Annotated in this window: 15 protein-coding genes and 2 tRNA genes; 8 read left to right on the forward strand and 9 right to left on the reverse strand. The window is 51.3% G+C overall.

Features of this window, described 5'->3' with window-relative positions; all coding sequences use genetic code 11:
* The first annotated feature begins 90 nt into the window (after positions 1 to 90).
* From RTN40_RS10540 to RTN40_RS10555, 4 genes are all read left to right on the forward strand, one after another.
* Positions 91 to 3090 carry an Ig-like domain-containing protein gene (locus tag RTN40_RS10540; RefSeq protein WP_312228414.1) on the forward strand — a complete coding sequence of 1000 codons (3000 nt, stop codon included), beginning with the start codon at positions 91 to 93 and terminating at the stop codon, positions 3088 to 3090.
* 60 nt (positions 3091 to 3150) lie between these two features.
* Positions 3151 to 4632 carry an Ig-like domain-containing protein gene (locus RTN40_RS10545; RefSeq protein ID WP_312228415.1) on the forward strand — a complete coding sequence of 494 codons (1482 nt, stop codon included), beginning with the start codon at positions 3151 to 3153 and terminating at the stop codon, positions 4630 to 4632.
* A gap of 117 nt (positions 4633 to 4749) precedes the next feature.
* The gene (locus tag RTN40_RS10550) at positions 4750 to 5868 is read left to right on the forward strand and encodes a mechanosensitive ion channel family protein (protein ID WP_312228416.1); all 1119 of its coding nucleotides are present in this window, start codon (positions 4750 to 4752) and stop codon (positions 5866 to 5868) included.
* A gap of 90 nt (positions 5869 to 5958) precedes the next feature.
* Positions 5959 to 6099, forward strand: coding sequence for a hypothetical protein (locus RTN40_RS10555; protein ID WP_312228417.1), 141 nt, complete (start codon positions 5959 to 5961; stop codon positions 6097 to 6099).
* A gap of 29 nt (positions 6100 to 6128) precedes the next feature.
* On the opposite strand, the gene RTN40_RS10560 is transcribed toward RTN40_RS10555, so the two are convergent.
* Positions 6129 to 7244 carry a hypothetical protein gene (locus RTN40_RS10560; protein ID WP_312228418.1) on the reverse strand — a complete coding sequence of 372 codons (1116 nt, stop codon included), beginning with the start codon at positions 7242 to 7244 and terminating at the stop codon, positions 6129 to 6131.
* A gap of 194 nt (positions 7245 to 7438) precedes the next feature.
* Between RTN40_RS10560 and RTN40_RS10565 the strand changes: the two genes are divergently transcribed.
* The gene (locus tag RTN40_RS10565; protein ID WP_312228611.1) at positions 7439 to 8893 is read left to right on the forward strand and encodes an AMP nucleosidase; all 1455 of its coding nucleotides are present in this window, start codon (positions 7439 to 7441) and stop codon (positions 8891 to 8893) included.
* Positions 8894 to 9139: 246 nt separating this feature from the next.
* Here the strand turns inward: RTN40_RS10565 and RTN40_RS10570 are convergent, their stop codons facing one another.
* The 4 genes from RTN40_RS10570 to RTN40_RS21000 form a co-directional block, all read right to left on the reverse strand.
* A complete protein-coding gene (locus tag RTN40_RS10570; RefSeq protein WP_312228419.1) occupies positions 9140 to 11281 on the reverse strand; it encodes an Ig-like domain-containing protein in 2142 nt (713 codons plus the stop codon).
* 337 nt (positions 11282 to 11618) lie between these two features.
* Positions 11619 to 11694 (reverse strand) — tRNA-Asn (locus RTN40_RS10575).
* 122 nt (positions 11695 to 11816) lie between these two features.
* Entirely contained in the window at positions 11817 to 13250 is a 1434-nt protein-coding gene (locus RTN40_RS10580) for an EmmdR/YeeO family multidrug/toxin efflux MATE transporter (protein WP_312228420.1), read from the reverse strand.
* A 45-nt stretch (positions 13251 to 13295) separates the two neighbouring features.
* On the reverse strand, positions 13296 to 13451 hold the full coding sequence (locus RTN40_RS21000; RefSeq protein ID WP_409418524.1) for a DUF5951 family protein: 156 nt from the start codon (positions 13449 to 13451) through the stop codon (positions 13296 to 13298).
* Positions 13452 to 13456: 5 nt separating this feature from the next.
* Here RTN40_RS21000 and RTN40_RS10585 point away from each other — a divergent pair.
* A tRNA-Asn gene (locus RTN40_RS10585) sits at positions 13457 to 13532 on the forward strand.
* Positions 13533 to 13570: 38 nt separating this feature from the next.
* On the opposite strand, the gene RTN40_RS10590 is transcribed toward RTN40_RS10585, so the two are convergent.
* Positions 13571 to 14497 (reverse strand): LysR family transcriptional regulator, encoded by a 927-nt coding sequence (locus tag RTN40_RS10590; protein WP_312228421.1) that lies wholly within the window; start codon positions 14495 to 14497, stop codon positions 13571 to 13573.
* Between the two features lie 92 nt (positions 14498 to 14589).
* Here RTN40_RS10590 and RTN40_RS10595 point away from each other — a divergent pair, with 92 nt between their 5' ends.
* Entirely contained in the window at positions 14590 to 15069 is a 480-nt protein-coding gene (locus tag RTN40_RS10595; RefSeq protein ID WP_312228422.1) for a GNAT family N-acetyltransferase, read from the forward strand.
* A 165-nt stretch (positions 15070 to 15234) separates the two neighbouring features.
* On the opposite strand, the gene RTN40_RS10600 is transcribed toward RTN40_RS10595, so the two are convergent.
* The 3 genes from RTN40_RS10600 to RTN40_RS10610 all read right to left on the reverse strand — a co-directional run bounded on the left by RTN40_RS10600 (position 15235) and on the right by RTN40_RS10610 (position 16607).
* A complete protein-coding gene (locus tag RTN40_RS10600; RefSeq protein ID WP_312228423.1) occupies positions 15235 to 15861 on the reverse strand; it encodes a hypothetical protein in 627 nt (208 codons plus the stop codon).
* Between the two features lie 117 nt (positions 15862 to 15978).
* Positions 15979 to 16272, reverse strand: coding sequence for a phage holin family protein (locus RTN40_RS10605; RefSeq protein WP_312228424.1), 294 nt, complete (start codon positions 16270 to 16272; stop codon positions 15979 to 15981).
* The gene (locus RTN40_RS10610) at positions 16269 to 16607 is read right to left on the reverse strand and encodes a putative holin (RefSeq protein ID WP_312228425.1); all 339 of its coding nucleotides are present in this window, start codon (positions 16605 to 16607) and stop codon (positions 16269 to 16271) included. Before RTN40_RS10610 ends, RTN40_RS10605 begins: the two co-directional genes overlap by 4 nt.
* 300 nt (positions 16608 to 16907) lie before the next feature.
* Between RTN40_RS10610 and RTN40_RS10615 the strand changes: the two genes are divergently transcribed.
* The gene (locus RTN40_RS10615) at positions 16908 to 17759 is read left to right on the forward strand and encodes a LysR family transcriptional regulator (protein WP_312228426.1); all 852 of its coding nucleotides are present in this window, start codon (positions 16908 to 16910) and stop codon (positions 17757 to 17759) included.
* The last annotated feature ends 14 nt before the right edge of the window (positions 17760 to 17773 follow it).

Raw genomic sequence — 17773 nt, forward strand, 5'->3', positions numbered from 1 at the left:
TTATTTGCACAATTCATTTCATCCCTGCCAGTACAGTCTCTCTAACCCTGTGGGTTCTCTCTGTTTATCTTCCGCTCAAGGAGTTTAACTATGGCAACATCCCCAACAAGCGTTCAGGCCTCTTCCCTTGTTTTCTACTCAATGCCCAATTATGCGGGTACTGCGCTGCGCGCGGTGCATGGTCAGACGGGAATTGTCGCTTCTTCCTCCATCTCATGGGCCGAGCAGTCCGTATCCGTTCCCGGCACCGATAATATGTACACGTTTATATGGAGCAGCGTCGATACGGGTAATCCAACTCTTTCTTACACTAATCATGTCGAGCAATATGTCACCGACAGTCTTGCCAATATTGCATCCGCTCTGCCTACCCCTCAGTACCCACTGCAGTTTCTCGGTGTTGATGCCACCCTTGCCGTGCCCGTTTTTGTGCAGCTTAGCGGAGAGTTCGTTGCACAAAACTGCTTTGCCTCCTCTAGTCTTGTCCCTGGCTCATCCAATAGCGTTTCCACCTTCGCGTCATTCGAACACGAGGGTGCTATTGCCTTTATTCAGAATGTTAACGGCGCTTCCACCCTCGCCTCACTCATGATTGGCACGCTGGACGACGCCTCTGGTATGGTGAGCTGGTCAGGCTCCGGCTCCGTGATGCTCGTCTATAACAACGATACCCTGTCCTTCTCCTCCGTGTCCGGGCTTCCGGAAAGCTGGTCTTTTACTAATCCCGTGCTCCAGGCCGATGGCTCCTGGCTGGTCACGCTTACTGCTGGCAAAGCCGTTGATACGGGTACCCTCTTTTCTGGTGCCTCATACAGTGGTACCAGCCAGATCCTTAACCCACATCAATCCGTCCAGGCTAATTCAGGATCAGGCTGGCTCTGGCGCTCCATTAAACTTTACGACATGCCTGTCCTGCTCTATTCATCTTTCAACCCTATCGATACGGCCTTCGACTATACCGAATATCAGCTTGTGCGGATGAATGCGGACACGCCAGATTTTGCCACACTTTTTACCGGACATATGCCAGCGCAGCTTCTCGCGCTGGATAAGACCGATGTCCAGTTAAACGTCACCCTCAGTACTACCGATACAGAGGATGAGGTGATGGCTATTACCCAACGCTATCCTTCCACCTTTTACTCTGCCGTGACGCGCGGTCATACCGGATTGCTGGCCGTTATGCCTTCATCAGGAAGCGTACAGACCCTCTCATTACAGTCCGGTACGTTAAATGCCGATGGGACAGCAAACTTCTCTATTTCCGGTTCGTTCACAGTTTGCTTTACCGGCGGCGTTCCGGTCATTACCTCCGGTACGGGTATTCCTGGTAACTGGAGTTTTAGCGACCCCGCTCAGCAAGCTGACGGAACCTGGCTTGTGGTGCTTTCGGACGCGACGCTACCCGCTACGGCAGAGATCGATAGCCTAACCAGTGACAAAACCAGTATTGAAAATAACGGTATTGATACCGCTGTTTTCTCTGCCAACGTTATCGATACCGCTTCTGGCCTGGCGCTTGCCGACGTCTCCGTGGAGTGGAAAACAACCCTCGGCAACCTCAGCGCCAGCGCCACGCTCACTAACAGCAGCGGCGTCGCGACCGTCACTCTGACCGATACAGGCGACATTGGCACCGCTACGGTAATGGCACGTATTAGCAACGGCAGTTCAAAATCGTACGATATTGAAGTAACGACCAGTAAATCGTTTGCCATTATCCGTGGCGCTCGCGGTTGCAGCCGTGGAGCGGGCCAGTTGCAAACAGGCTGCCTGGCCGCACTCGATCCGCTTACGCTTAGACCCCTATCCGTAGTCTGGCGTTATCAAAACAGCGCGGATTACACCATAAGCAGTTATTTCATCGATACGCATCCCGATGAATACCTTGAAGTCAGCAATATTAATGGTGACACCCTTACGCTTAATGTCGCTAATATCATCGGCAACGGCGAGTGGAAGGACGACCTCATTTCTACGGGGGCATTTGCCGTGAAATTAAATAACGGCAGCTATGTGGGATGGGGGGAAACAAGCAAGGGCGGGTATACGCTGCCTGCCAGCATTAACCACGATGTGCGCTCCCTCTATGCTACATATTACTCTTTTGCAGCGCTCCGCGACGATCGTAGCGTTATTGCCTGGGGGGACGAAACTGAAGGCGGAGATGTTCCTGCCAGCATAGCGGGACGCCTTAGCATAGTGGATATAAAAGGCTCCCGGGGAACCTATGCTTTACGTTCACTCATCTCCCCCTATATTCAAACATGGGGATGGGGTGTAGATGATGGCCAGTCGATTGATCTCTCCGTCCCAGACAATATTGCCGCGATGAGCGATATACAGACAATCATTGCCAATGAAAATGCATTTGCGGCCATTAATCGGGGTGGAGAGCTTTTTGCCTGGGGCAGTGAGAATACAGGAGGGTCTGTTCCACAAGAAATAAGCGCCCTCAGCGGTATTGATACGTGCTGTGCCAGCCGTCGTGCCTTCGCTGTCATTGCAAACGGCGCAATAAAAGCGTGGGGCGATACTGATTATGGCGGCGATGCAAGTGCTGTCAGAACCATTAACAATGCTTCACGGCTGGTTGCCACCGAGTCTGCTTATACGGCAATACTTTCAAATGGTGGTATAACGTGCTGGGGGAACAGCACTTATGGTAATAGCCTGCCAGCCCAGTATAAATCGCGAAATGACATTATCGATGTTAAAAGCACCTATGGTGCCTTCGCTGCGCTCTGCCTTGACGGCACCGTTATTGCATGGGGCAACGCAGCCTATGGCGGAGACGCCAGCGCGGTAGCCAGTTTACTCACTGATATTGTTGCGCTTAGCGCAAACAGCAGCAGTTTTGCCGCATTAACCAGATCGGGGCGTGTAATTACCTGGGGCGACCCCGCCACGGGGGGCCGAGATTCATTAGTTCCAGGCCTGAATAACGTTACCGCTATTTACAGCAATACCCGCGCTTTTGCCGCGATCAAAAACGATGATTCACTCTTTGTTTGGGGCGACGCCTCCTCTGGCGTTATTGATTTCCCGGCAGAGGTAATTAACGGCAACATCTCTTACTACGTAAATTAACAAGAATAGAATTGCCAGCGGTTTAGTCACCGCTGGCACATTAAAATAAGAGAAGAAATTATGAAAACCTCAAAATATATTAGCGCCCTGCTTTTTGTATCATTCAACCTTTTTGCACAAAACAATCTCACTTCCCCTCAGTCTGGCTGGCAAGACCTGCATGGTGAACAGGTAGCAGCAAACCTGTCTAAACAATATATAGATAGCGTGGATTCATGCAGTAAAAACTCACCCGCTTTTAATTGCTCAGGTATATTATTAAGAGGAACCAATCATTCATCTAGCTATTTTTCATGGAATCCAAGCCCGGCCTCGGTCACCAGCGGCGGGGTGTCTTTCTCCTATCTCAGGGCGGATTCAAAATATACCAAACTCGCTTATAGCTACGACAACGGTTTTTTCCTATACCCTGACGATGATAAACCTGAAGGTAAAATTGCCCTCGATGTGCTCTGTTCTTTCCCCATTGATGCTGCCTCAGACAACCGTATGGATGCAGGGTGTGGTATGACATATGGGCATAATGAAAGTGAACAGTGCCAACTGCAGGGTATTACTGATGCGAATGGCTGGTATAATCATTATGTCAAATATAATAGATCTCATGCCTCAGAGTGTGGATTTGGTCTGACAGAAGACTATGCAAACGTGACCGATGCGTTTAACCAGACAATATTGAGCATGGCCAAGATAAGCTCGGAATCCATTAACGATCAAAATGAATTGCGCATCGCAACCTGGCAGCAGGATATCCCCACTAAACTGCCTATCCAGGCATTCTTCTATCTCAATGCCAGCGGCCTTGTCGATGCGCAGGCCGACCAGATTGATTTCTATAACCAAACCAATGGCATGTTTGTACCGGTCATAAAATTGACTCTGCCAACATCTCAATTTGGACAAGCAACACTCTATTATGACCGGAATGCTCAGGTTAAAACCGACACGTTATCCGTTACCGATATGCTGGCTATTCCGCCTACCATTGAAACGACGGGTGATAAAACGGTTGCCCATTTGACTGCAACAGTGCGTTCGTCAAACGGCGAGGCCATTAGTGGTGCGCTAGTTACATGGGTAACAACATCATCAACCGGAAAGCTGGCGCAGATATACAGCTATACTGATGCATCTGGCGTCGCTACCAACTCTTTTACCGATACCAAAGCCGAAAACGCCGTCGTGTTTGCCTATGGACCTGATGGTCAAAATCATAATTACCGGATCATTCCGGTAAAACAGAGTGCTGAACAAGATCTCTATATTGATACCCTCAAAGTCAGTAAAACCACGATTAGCGCCAGTGGGCAGGATAGCGCGGCCATTACCGCTGTTGTGAAGAGCAAAACGGGCAGCACCGTAGCAGGGACAAACGTTCACTGGACGACAACGTTGGGACAGCTAAGCGCAACAACATCGACAACGGATAATGAAGGTTCGGCCAGCACTACATTCAGCAGCACCACTTCTGGAGAAGCGATTATAACCGCGACCCTGGATAACGGCAGTCAGCAGTCTACCTGGATAGACGTGGTCAATTAAATACGTTAGCCAGGCAGGCTTACGCCGCCTGGCATACCTCTTCTCGGTCTGGTCCCATCCCACCCTTACCCTTCGGTGTCTATACTGTAGTGTTTATGCGCTACTACTGGAGGTAAAATGGAGTATCTGGCACGGCTGAATATCGTTACGGTGTTGATGTCACCGGCGTTCTGGATCAACCTGGCTATCGTCTTTTTTGTTACTCTCATTACTTACTGGTTGACCAACCGACTGCTTAACTTTGTCTACAAAAGGATCCAGCAGGCCAGTAAAAAAGAGGGTAACAGCACTCACTCACGCTTTATCGCCTTCGATATACTGAAGCGAACCAATAAGGTTCTTCTTTTCATTGCGGCTTTTCTGTTCAGCCTGCGGTTTGTCGATCTGCCTGACCGCCTCTTCTCTACGGTCTCCCACATCTGGTTTTTTGTCATTGCTATTCAGATTGCTATCTGGCTCGATCAGGGCGTGCAATCGTGGATGCGCCATCTGCTCTATGCCCCAGGCGCCAATAAAAACCCGGTAACGCTGGTCATTCTGGGCATGATCCTGCGCGTCGTTGTCTGGTCAATGATGCTGCTGTCGATTCTGGCAAATATTGGCGTTGATATTACCGCGCTGGTTGCCAGCCTTGGCGTCGGCGGTATTGCTATCGCGCTGGCGGTGCAGACCGTACTGAGCGATGTTTTCGCCTCGCTGTCGATCGGTTTCGATAAGCCCTTTGAGATCGGCGACTTTGTGGTATTTAACGACGTGGCGGGCACCATTGAGCACATTGGGCTGAAAACCACCCGTATTCGCAGCCTTAGCGGGGAACAGATTGTTTGCGCCAACGCCCAGCTATTGCAACAGACCATTCATAACTACAAGCGTATGCAGACCCGCCGTATCGTCTTTACCTTCGGCGTCGCACTCGCAACCCCGCCGGAAAAGCTGCGTATGATTGGTGACATGGTAAAAACGATCATTACTGAGGTTGGCGAAACGAAATTCGACCGCGCACACCTGCTGGCCTTTAATGCCGATCGTCTGACCTTTGAGGTAGTTCATATTGTGAATACCGCCGATTACAACAAGTATATGGATATTCAGCAGGAGATTAATATTCGTATTATTGAGAAGCTGAATGAACACGAGGTTGAACTGGCGCTGCCGAGTCTGGTTGTCAGAACGCCCGCCCAGCCCGAAGCGACGCCGTTCCCGGTTGCCATGCAGCGCTGGCGCAAGGAAGCCTGATACCGGCACCGGTAGCATTTCTCGCCATCCCGAACGGATGGCATATAATGCTAAAGTAGCCAATCAACCAGCTTAAAAAAGGGGTAGCTAATGGAAATTGATCTCGACAACCTGGAGTTTGCCGGGCTTGAAGAAGCGCAGGAGCGCAATGCGGAACGTCTGGAAGATGCTGATAAAAAAGCGCAGGCAATCGTCGCTGACGATGACTGCGGTGACGCCTGCAAAATCTGATGCGTAAACCGGCCACTCTGGCCGGTTTTTTATATGTTGATGGGGCAGACGGCGGCAAACTCGAGGTGTTGCTCCGGCTCCGGCTTATAGCGCTCCAGTCTTTCAAAAAGCGTTTGCACCACCTCCAGCCGCTCTCTTTGCGTGGCAAAATCCCGCTGCCGCAGAGCATTCTGGGTTAAGCTATCTAGCAAGTTTTTCGCCTCCGCTGCCGCCGTACTGCGCATGGTAGGCGGATAGACAGGATTAAGGGCAATATCAATACTCATGTCCGTCTGCAGCTGGTTGCTATTGACGACAACAAGGCTCTCTGGCGGAAACATCTCAGAAACCAGACGGTGGCTCAAGGTCACCAGCTTGATGTTGTAATCCTGTCGGGGGGTCTCCGCAGGCCTGGCGATATCGACGAACTGCGCGATACGGGCAGCAAAGGCAACTGCTTCGCGATCGGGTGGGTTATACTGAGCCTCAGCAACCGAGAGCATAAGAAAGGCCAGCCCCGCCGCCTGTTTGGCTTGTGATCCCGCGCGCTCGGCTGTAGCAAACCCTAGCCCCAGCACCACTAACCTTCGTGCCAGGTGCAGGCTGGCCTCATCCAGCTCCGTATCGCTTTTCAGCAGAGGGTAGCGCTTGATAAATTCCAGCATCGCCTTCATACCGGCCCCATCCTGCTGAATTTGATTCATGCCGCGTTCCAACAGATGGATACGCTGCCGGGCGACAGTACACATGAGCTGGGCGATGTCATGCTGCACGCTGACCGTCAATGAATAAGGGGGAAAACAGACCTTCTGGTAATCCGCGACAGTTAGCCTCTCCTCCTCATCACTTTGCCGATCGGTAAAGACGCTGTTATCTGGATCGCTGGCCCACGCCCAGGCGAAGCGCGCCTCCGCCAGCAGCCAGGCCGGAGGTGCATTCATCTCTTCAATCTGTGCCAGTGCGGCGCTCGCCTGCTGCCGATAAACTGCGCGGTCTAAACCCGCTTCTGCCGCCGCATCGCCCGCCTGGTAAACCCGGTCAAGCAGACAGCGCCCGCGCCCTGCATCGTCCGGACTACTGCTGCACTCCGCAGGGGGATCGGTGGGATAGAAAGCCCATGCCTCATAAGTTTGTAGAGCGAAGATAGAGAGCAGAAGAAGTGCCACACTATTCCAGCTTCCGTGCAGAAAAGCGAAAAGACGTTCTGGTATCGACATTAAAAGAGACCCGGCGACGATCGGTCCCACGAGTATAGGCAGGACGCGGACAGGTAAAGTATGAAATTATCCCACCCTTTTGTTTCACATTCGTGTGACATACTATCGTGTATGTCAGCACACCCGTGAACAAGGAGATAATGATGTATAACAAGGGCGAAGGTCTGACGCCGGAGCAGGCGCTGGAGAAGCTTGATGCACTCTATGAGCAGTCAGTGAACGCACTACGCGATGCCATCGGGGTCTTTATTAATGACGGTACGCTGCCCGATACTCTGGCACGTGCCCAGGGCAAGTTCGTCTACCCTGAGCTGTCGGTCTCCTGGGATGGGAATACCACAAATCCGCCAAAAACCCGTGCTTACGGCCGTTTTACCCACTCCGGCCGCTACACTACCACCATCACACGTCCGGGACTGTTCCGCTCCTATCTGCTGGAACAGTTAACGCTGCTGTACAATGACTATGGGGCAGTAATTGAAGTTGGGCCATCCCAGCATGAGATCCCCTATCCTTATGTTATTGATGGCTCAGCGCTGACGCTGGATCGCTCAATGAGCGCGGGGCTGACCCGCCACTTCCCGACTACCGAGCTGGCACAGATTGGCGATGAGACTGCCGACGGCCTGTTTCACCCCACAGAACTCTATCCGCTGTCGCATTTTGATGCGCGCCGCGTTGATTTCTCACTGGCTCGCCTGCGTCACTATACCGGCACGCCTGTGGAACACTTCCAGCCCTTCGTGTTGTTTACCAACTATACCCGCTACGTGGATGAGTTTGTGCGCTGGGGCTGTAGCCAGATCCTCGATCCTGACAGCCCCTATATTGCGCTCTCTTGCGCAGGCGGGGTCTGGATCACTGCCGAGACCGAGGCGCCGGAAGAGGCTATTTCCGATCTGGCATGGAAAAAGCATCAGATGCCTGCCTGGCATCTGATCACCGCCGATGGCGAAGGCATTACGCTGGTCAATATTGGCGTTGGGCCGTCGAACGCCAAAACCATTTGCGATCACCTTGCCGTACTGCGCCCTGCATTATGGCTGATGATTGGCCATTGTGGCGGCCTACGTGAAAGCCAGTCCATTGGCGACTATGTGCTGGCGCACGCCTATCTGCGCGACGATCATGTATTGGATGCGGTACTGCCGCCGGATATTCCCATTCCAAGCATTGCCGAGGTCCAGCGCGCGCTCTATGACGCTACCAAAATGGTCAGCGGCATGCCTGGTGAAGAGGTTAAACAGCGACTGCGTACCGGGACGGTCGTCACCACTGACGATCGCAACTGGGAGCTGCGCTACAGCGCCTCGGCCTTGAGGTTTAACCTGAGCCGTGCGGTGGCAATCGATATGGAGAGCGCCACCATCGCCGCACAGGGCTACCGCTTCCGCGTCCCGTACGGCACCCTGCTCTGCGTTTCGGATAAGCCGCTGCATGGCGAAATCAAGCTGCCGGGCCAGGCGAACCGTTTTTACGAGGGCGCTATTTCTGAGCATTTGCAGATTGGGATCCGGGCGATTGACCTGTTGCGCGCCGAGGGTGACCGTCTGCACTCGCGTAAGCTGAGAACCTTTAACGAGCCGCCGTTCCGGTAAGCAGAACGACGATTAAAGAAATAGTTTTTAGCTGGCAAAGGCTTCTTTCCAGAAGCCTTTATTATTTACGAGGCGTTAACAGTTTTATGCAAGTGAGTAAAAAAAATGCTGAACCTTCACAGGTAAAAAAGCGCTACCACTGCCACCAGCATCCTGTGCTAAAAGCGTGACATGCGCATAGCGCTCTTCTTTTTTCGCAGATTGCGTATGCGAGAGTAACTTAACTATTTTAACTATTCGGGATACTTACAAAACGCCCACAGCGATATAATGATAACTATCTGGCCAGTCGACGACCTCCTCTGTTTTCATATGAAGGTTAACTGTCCAGTAGGCCATTTTAACGAGAATACCCGGATCCCGATCGCTTCCTGTTGCGCTCCAGAAATAAAAATTAGATGCTGACTGACCACGCCAACCGCAGGCGTTCGCGTCATTGTAAAAATCCCCCCACTCATCGAACAAATCCTCCAGCCCTGACGCGCTAGATAAATGTTCCTGCCATGGTTCCGGTACTGTAGATTTTTGCTTATAGAGGCTAGCTGTTAAGGTATTAATAAGGTAAGAAATCTGGTTGTTGTCACTGTCAGTTAACGAGATTTTTGCAATGCCTCTGCCATTAATCGTGACCGTACCATTTTTATCGACACTTGCAACACCTGGCTGGCTTGAACTCCAGTGTACAGGCAATGCTCCCCCAGTAAATTTTCGACTTACGCGGGCTCCCACCGGAACATAATTATTAGTAGAAAAAATCCCTTGTTCATCAACAGTTATTTTTTTGAGGGGGTTAAGTGCACGTGTTACATCAGTCCAGCGTAGAGTTGGCGTATTCAAAACAATCTCTACGCTTTTTATACTGCCATTATACAGCACGCCAGCCACTACCGCAGTACCTGTATCACCCGTATCTGTCAGACTCACGGTTGCCTGACCCAGAAGGTTCGTCATTGAAAACTCACTACTCAGATTGCCCAGGGTGGTACGCCAGTTCACCCTCACGCCTGCCGCGGGCATGTTCTGTTGGCCATAAACCAGCGCAGTCAGCGTCGCTGCATCCGTACCGTCATTCGTGATACTGGCTTTGTCGCTGGTCAGGCTGACAATCCGGTCGCCGGCTTCAGCTTCCTCCACCGTTATATTCACATACTTACAGGTGCCGTCCGGCAGGGTTGCGGTCACCACTGCGGTCCCCGCGTCACCAAGGTCCGACAGTTTCGCATGCGACTGGCCGGTTTCATCCGTCACCTGCTGTTTATGGTTCAGGTTGCCCAGGTCGGTTGTCCAGGTTACCGTCACACCCTGCGCCGGGTTACCGGCCGTATCCACCACCGTGGCGGTCAGGTACGCCTGGTCTTCACCGTCATTGATGATGGTGTCCTTGTCACTGGTGACGCTGACCAGGGTCACATCGCCGCTGGCATCGAGCAGAGCCACGCTCACGCTCTTCGTGCTGCCGTTGTCCAGAGTGGCCGTCACCCAGCTTGTCCCGGTGTCACCGGTGTCGGTCAGGGTCGTCGTAGCCTGGCCAGCCATGTCCGTCACTGAAGATGACGTGCTCAGCTCACCCGGGGCGGCACTCCACTTCACCGTCACGCCGGAAACGGGAAGGCCGCTGCCGTCGGTCACGGTGGCGGTCAGGACTGCCGCGCTGATGCCATCGTTGATGATGCTGCTCCTGTCGCTGACCAGGGTGCTGATGACGTTACCGGCACCACCACCCGCAACGATGATTTGCCAGGAGTTGTCGGTCTGCATGACCGGGGCGGCGAAGGTCCAGCCATCCGGGAAGCCGGTGGCGGAGAGGATGGTCACGGCACCGCCGGTGTACTCCAGCACCAGAGTACCGGCATTGAGGCTACTCCAGGCGACCTGGCCGGTGGTGGCATTGTAGGCACCGAACAAGCATGAGACGATGACGGAACTGCCGGTGGTGATGCCGATAAAGCCGGCCACCCCATTCAGGCCCGGGCGGCTCAGGGTGGTGATGCTGGTGGTGGCACCGCCAACCACGGAGGTGGCGGCCACGGCATTAACGTCACCGGAAACGGCGCTCATGTCGAGCCAGACCGGGGTGACCACGGCCGGGTCGACGCCGAGGTAAGACAGCGGAAAAGCGGAGGCAACATAGAAGGTGGTAAGGTCAGGGACGTCAGCAGTGATAAGGCTCTCGGTGTGGTTCTGGTAGTTCAGGGAAGGGTCGGTAGTACTGACTTCGCTCCAGCAGAAGGCATGCATGTCGCTCATGGCAACAGAGCGGTAGTTCCAGCTGTTACTGCCGGTGGCGAGAGTGCCGGTGATGCCGTGGGCGACGGACTGGGAGGTACCGGAATAGTTGATGCCAGTGTATAAGCGCAGGCTGCTGCCAGCTTCAGGGATAACGGACATAGTATTTCCTTTTTTAAAGTCACAGGGACCGGACAGAAAGTCCGGCATCGGCGCCAATGATGAAAAAAAAGGAGGAAGAGCATCAGGCTGTTATGGCAAGAAAACGGGCAAAAATGATTGGTTTACCGGTCCACTGTTCGCCGGGTTTGCCTGCGGGTCTGAACTTGCGGATAGCGGTATCAGTGAGTGCTGCATTTACTCAACGAACCGTGAGGCTCCGATTAAGGCCCGAAAACCACAGATGTAAAAAACCCGGCAGTCCTTATCAGGACAGCCGGGTTAATCTAACTGCTTTTTAATGCCTCAGGACGCAGGGAGAGGTCTTGAGACTAGAATTTGGCTCCTCTGACTGGACTCGAACCAGTGACATACGGATTAACAGTCCGCCGTTCTACCGACTGAACTACAGAGGAATCGTGTGAACGGGGCGAATATTAACGGCGGGGGGTGGGCTTGTCAAAGGGTGATTTAAAAAAAACATCCGATTGCCCAATTATTCCCCATGCCGCACAAAAAACAGCAATGCCCCGCTGACTTACTGTGCATTTGGCCGTTTGGCACGCGGATATTTCCACAGCCAGCGGCCGCTAATCATGCGCCAGTAGAAGAGCACCCCGCGCACCGCCCAGTCGAGGAACATCCCCAGCCAGACACCCACCACGCCCATCCCCAGCACCACACCTAGCGTATAGCCTGCGACAACGCGGCAACCCCACATGCCGAGCATGGAGACCCACATTGCAAAGCGAGCGTCACGCGCACCCTTCTGCCCCGCCGGCAGCACCCACGAAGCCGCCCAGATAGGCATAAATGCGGCGTTAAGCCAGAGCAGCGTTTTCACGACCTCCTGAACGTCCGGCTCCGGGGTATAAAACGAGGCCAGCAGGCCTGCAAACGGCGCGCTGAACCAGGCGATACAGGTCAGGCCAATAGTCGAAAGCCAGAAGACATGGCGCAGCTGGCGCTCGGCCTGGCCAATCTGCCCCTTACCCAATCGCCTGCCGGTAATGATGGTTGAGGCAGAACCCAGCGCGTTGCCTGGCAAGTTGATTAATGCCGCCACGGAGAAGGCGATAAAGTTACCGGCAATAACGTTAGTCCCCATACCGGCCACAAAGATCTGCGTCAGCAGTTTGCCGCTGTTAAAAAGCACTGACTCGATGCTGGCTGGAACACCAATACCCATCACCTCCCAGATAATGGCGAAGTTAAGCGGCTTAAAGTAGCTTTTGAGCGTAATACGCAACGCCGGATTAAAGCCAATCATCAGTACCCAGATGATAGCTATCGCGCCGATATAGCGGGAGATGGTCAGGCCCAGTCCGGCCCCGGCGAAGCCCAGCCCCGGCCAGGAGAAGACGCCGTAGATCAGCGCGCTACTGATAATGATATTGAGAATATTCATGCCGCCGTTGATCATCAGCGGAATTTTAGTATTACCTGCCCCACGCAGCGCTCCGCTGCCGATCAGCGCAATCGCCGCTGCCGGGTAGCTAAGAACGGTTAGCTCCAGATAGGTCAGCGCCAGCGCTTTGACTTCTGGCGTCGCCTCTCCCGCGACAACGTCAATAATCTGCGCGCCAAAGTAGTGGATCACCGCCGCCAGCACTGCGGCAAAGAGAGTCATGATCACCAGCGACTGCCGTGCCGCCGCCCGTGCTCGTCGCCTGTCACGTTTGCCCAGGCTAAAGGCGACAACCACGGTGGTCCCTAAGTCGATCGCGGCAAAAAACGCCATGACCACCATATTGAAACTGTCAGCGAGGCCCACGCCCGCCATCGCCTCTTTACCTAACCAGCTGACCAGAAAGGTGCTGAGTACCCCCATCAGCAGTACGCAGGTATTTTCCAGAAAAATAGGTACCGCCAGCGGAGTGATCTCACGCCAGAAAAGGACTCGGTAACTATTGCGTTTTTTATACCAGGACGTGCGTACGACGGCCTGTCGTAGAGCGGCAGTGACGTTCAAAGTGGACCTTAGCGAGAGTGCAAGAGAGAAAGTTGAAACTTCATTTCAAATGATGAGGGAGAAATGCCGATCCTGCAAAGTATTTTCCACAGATTTTGTTGGCAAAAGCACCAGAGTGGTGAGAGAAGCAGCAGACGAACGACATTGATTCAAATGGGGTTTGACAAAAAATTTTATGCCGCTAATATTCGCTGCGTTCACACGATTCCTCTGTAGTTCAGTCGGTAGAACGGCGGACTGTTAATCCGTATGTCACTGGTTCGAGTCCAGTCAGAGGAGCCAAATTTGAGAAGCCCGCTTTTTAGCGGGCTTTTTGCTTTTCATTCTGCGCCAGATATCGCCAGCGTCAGCAACAATTCTTTCAACCAGTCGGTCGCACCGCGCTTACCGCTTCGTTTGTGGGAATAGATTTTCACCTCGAACGGAGGCACGCTAAACGGCAGCTCGAAAATTGTAACGCCTGCCGTCTGGGCGATACGCTCCGCCGCCAGTCGCGGGAGGGCCATAAGCAGATCGCTTTCGGCGACAATAAAGGGGGCGCTAAGCATGGAGGGTGTTTTTATCGTTACCTGGCGTGTGTGTCCCATTTGCGCCAGCTGAAGATCCAGAACGCCCTGCCTCTCATTCCACGGCGTCACAATCAAATGACGGGCAGCCAGATAATCGTCGAAAGTGAGCTGCGCTCGGCCAGGGTTGCTAATAACCACATACTCATCTTTCAACCAGCTAATCTCATCCAGCTCCGGCTGCTTTGCATCGCCCGGCGCACTGAACCCCAGCGCCAGATCGACCTCTCCCGCCAGCAGCTCCGTTAGGGCAGGACTATGAGGCAAATAACGCAGCTCAAAGCGCAACCCGGGTGCATCGCGTTGTAGCCTGGATATCAGCGTGGGGAAAATGGTAAATGCGGTGAAATCCGTAATGGCAATCTGCAGGCAGTCTGTGCTGGCAGCAGGATCGAATTTCGGCTGTGGCGTAAGCTGTAAATTAAGCGAGCTTAATGCCGAAGCGACAGCAGGCGCGAGCTGGGAAGCATATACGCTGGGACACATGCGGTGCCCTTCCCGGTAGAAAAGCGGATCGTTTAAGGCTGTCCGCAGCCGGGATAGTGCGTGGCTAAGTGCCGAGGTGCTCATCGCCAGCTCATCCGCCGCCAGACTGACCGAGCCGTGGCGATAAACGGCATCGAAAACGGGTAGCAGATTTAAATCGAGACGTCTTAGAGCAGAATGCATAGTATTCAACAATCCATGAGTTCATTGCACTTAATTCTTTTTACGATAACCCTTATGCTTAACGCCATCAATTTACCTACCGACAGAAAATGACAGGAAAACGGATGAGTATCACGATTCGCCAGGCCCTCTCCACGGACGTTAATGCTATTTACGATATGATTTACGAGCTGGCAGTGTATGAAAAAGCGCCTGACGAGGTGGTGACGACCCCGGAAGAGATTGGCAAAACGCTGTTCAGTCCTGAAAGCAAAACTGAAGCACTGATCTGCGAGATTGACGGAAAAACGGTAGGCTATGCCGTTTTCTTCACCAGCTACTCAACCTGGCTTGGGCGCAACGGCATCTACATGGAAGATCTCTATGTGTCACCAGAATACCGCGGCAAAGGTGCAGGTAAAGCGCTGCTGAAATACATTGCCCAATGTGCGGTCACTCGTCAATGTGGCCGTCTGGAGTGGAGCGTCCTCGACTGGAACCAGCCCTCTATCGATTTTTACCTTAGCATCGGCGCCCTTCCTCAGAGCGAGTGGGTGCGCTACCGCCTCGATGGCGACGCACTGCTTAAGTTTGCTGAAGGCTAATTCTTCTAAGAGTAGCGCTGATACCGGGTTCGCTGAACGTGAACTCGGTTTTCACCGACCAACATTTGCAGTGTCTTTAGATAGACAGATACTTTTCATCAATCAAATAAAATTGAAATAGTCGGCTCATAAATAAGTCCAATAAAAGACACTTTATTTTGCAAATTATTTGTAAGCAATGTTTTCAACACTTCTCAAGCTAATAACCGGGTAGCGATAAACGCAACGGTGTTCAAATTCATTATAAAATATAATGGCTGCTTCGTTAGTGGAAATCTTAATAACGCTAAACTTCTCTGCGCACTCTTCTGGCGCATGAAAGAAGTCATAACTCACGCTCTCCTTGATCATGTTGACAGGCACAATCTCTTTCAACGTGTCAATATCATACACACTCAGGCTTACCCATCCTTCAACCAGGCTAATCTGTGACAACAGTAAAACATCATCAAACTGGGTAGCCGTCGGCAACATATTTTTTTCCCGCCCAATGTAGGTAGATTGTAATAGATCAACACGCCTAACGGTAAACGTATCATCGAAGCTAAGCAGGTAGGTTCTGGAGTGTTTGTGCCGGGGATCGATCCAGGCCAGCCAGGTGATCATAATGTCCCGGGTCGTCTGTCCCTGAACAAAGCGGAGATCCTGAATGGGATATTCACATGAATAGATATCATAAATACGTCCACTTTCAACAATCCGTATCATTGCACGCTCATCTGTATCAGACATATCGCAAAGCAAATAGAGCAACTTACCACGGTGATAAAACAGATCGTGACTGATATTCATTTATCGTACCTCTCCCTAAATAGTTCAACTCTATACAATTATTTAAACATTTTAATACCATTAAAATCTCCCACCTATTATGCTTGTTGACTTCCTACTCTGGGTTAAAGGCGGAAGTTAGATATTAATTTTTCTTCTCTTTCCTTTAATTAAAAATGCCAGATCGCCCTCAGCAGCGAAAAGGGCAATGCAAAATAGGATATTGATAACCATCTGAGCCAGCTCGGCCAGCCTGAAATGGCCATGCGCAATCCAGACGATAAGCGCGCTACAGGCCACGGCTAACGCCCATGTTACCCATGAGTAGGCGGGATGATGGGTAGGCGGAACCGCGCGCGTAAAGACGATCTTGGCAATAATCAAACCTGCGACAAGAATATTAATTATGTAACTAAGATAAAGTATGTTCATTTTTCACCTTTCCGGAACTTATGATCAAAGATTGACCCAACCTTCTTTGGGCGAGTGGTTAAATACATGAGCAAGCGCACTGCTACCGCTGCACTGATCACTGCGCCTACTGCTGGCGAGACCTCCAGGGCAAGCCCCAATAATTTTTGGCTAAGCTGGGATAACACCTGCGCACTAAACTCTGAGCATATCAGCCCCACCATCATTGAGGCGGCGAATAAAAGTAGCCGTGCCCAAACGGCAAAATCGATAGCAGAAACCACAAAAATGATACTGCCAGCAAAAGCAGCGATAAACGTATCCGGTTCCTGACTAATAATAGTTGAGAGTGCCATAAGTATTACTGCCTTTAATGGTCTGGAGCCATTGATAATGTTTAACTGTATAATTGCTATTTTTCATTTACCCTGTCCTTCAGAAATGCCGTGGCCTGATGATATTATCACCCTTGTTAAATAGTGTTCATAAATAGCCTAAAGTTAATCGAAAAATGATGCTGCCTGCGGTTGCATTAGACGTTAATTAAATACGTATAATGCACACGAAAATGACATTACATCTTTTAATCAATATAGTTTTGGATGTACAGCCATTGTATTCACCCTACTCTCATAATCATCATCGGAGAAAACCGAATGGGCGCATTACTTGCGAAAAAAATGAAATATTTTATGGTCACCATGGAAGAGCGCAATTTTGCTAAAGCAGCAGAGGCACTCTGTATCACTCGCTCGCCTTTAAGTAAAGCCATCTGCGAACTGGAAGACTATCTCGGAGGCAAACTCTTTACCCGTACCTATAACAGCCTGGAACCTACTGAGCTTGCTTTTGACTATTATCAAAAATGCAAACCCATTTATGAAATGATACTGGCGCTTGAAAGCGAGTGTCGATCAGGAAACGCTGATATACCATTAACTATTCTTTTTGATATTAGCGTGCCTGAGTTGCTGTATCAACAAATCGTGATGGCGATGAAAAGTGAAAACATTCTTTTTAATTGTGAAAGATATGTTATTAATTTGTCTGATGTTGATGACGTCGCACGTAAACACACGCTTGTCGTTTCGCTGCGCGAAATCGCGTCTAATACCACGTGTGATGTTGATAAGTGGCAAGGCGATGAGATAGTCATCTGCACGCCGATGAGCTACTCGGTGTCGCACAGTACGACACCTCTTTTTATTTGGAAAGATCTCAATTCAAGCTACCTTCAACGAAGCTTTTCCCAGCTCGTTAAAAACTATCTACCCGATGCCACGTTTATTGAGCATAACTTCAGCCTCACCGGTCTGCTTTATAATATACGCGCCGGCAAAGGCTGTTCACTTCTCACGCGCAAAATCGCCACCATGTATAAAGTTGACGGTGTTGAATATATCCCTGTAAAAGAGAAAAGACCAACCATCTATATGTACCACACCTCTGAAAAGAAAATGAATAAAATTATCCTGCAGATTAAATCGATCATAAATGATTTTATTTAAATATAAAAAAGATG

The organism is Pseudescherichia sp. (assembly GCF_031987975.1).
Lineage (GTDB): Bacteria > Pseudomonadota > Gammaproteobacteria > Enterobacterales > Enterobacteriaceae > Pseudescherichia.

Coding starts and splice junctions, on each gene's coding strand:
- RTN40_RS10540 (WP_312228414.1), top strand. CDS start 91: ATGGCAACATCCCCAACAAGCGTTCAGGCCTCTTCCCTTGTTTTCTAC.
- RTN40_RS10545 (WP_312228415.1), top strand. CDS start 3,151: ATGAAAACCTCAAAATATATTAGCGCCCTGCTTTTTGTATCATTCAAC.
- RTN40_RS10550 (WP_312228416.1), top strand. CDS start 4,750: ATGGAGTATCTGGCACGGCTGAATATCGTTACGGTGTTGATGTCACCG.
- RTN40_RS10555 (WP_312228417.1), top strand. CDS start 5,959: ATGGAAATTGATCTCGACAACCTGGAGTTTGCCGGGCTTGAAGAAGCG.
- RTN40_RS10565 (WP_312228611.1), top strand. CDS start 7,439: ATGTATAACAAGGGCGAAGGTCTGACGCCGGAGCAGGCGCTGGAGAAG.
- RTN40_RS10570 (WP_312228419.1), bottom strand. CDS start 11,281: ATGTCCGTTATCCCTGAAGCTGGCAGCAGCCTGCGCTTATACACTGGC.
- RTN40_RS10595 (WP_312228422.1), top strand. CDS start 14,590: ATGAGTATCACGATTCGCCAGGCCCTCTCCACGGACGTTAATGCTATT.
- RTN40_RS10600 (WP_312228423.1), bottom strand. CDS start 15,861: ATGAATATCAGTCACGATCTGTTTTATCACCGTGGTAAGTTGCTCTAT.
- RTN40_RS10605 (WP_312228424.1), bottom strand. CDS start 16,272: ATGAACATACTTTATCTTAGTTACATAATTAATATTCTTGTCGCAGGT.
- RTN40_RS10610 (WP_312228425.1), bottom strand. CDS start 16,607: ATGGCACTCTCAACTATTATTAGTCAGGAACCGGATACGTTTATCGCT.
- RTN40_RS10615 (WP_312228426.1), top strand. CDS start 16,908: ATGGGCGCATTACTTGCGAAAAAAATGAAATATTTTATGGTCACCATG.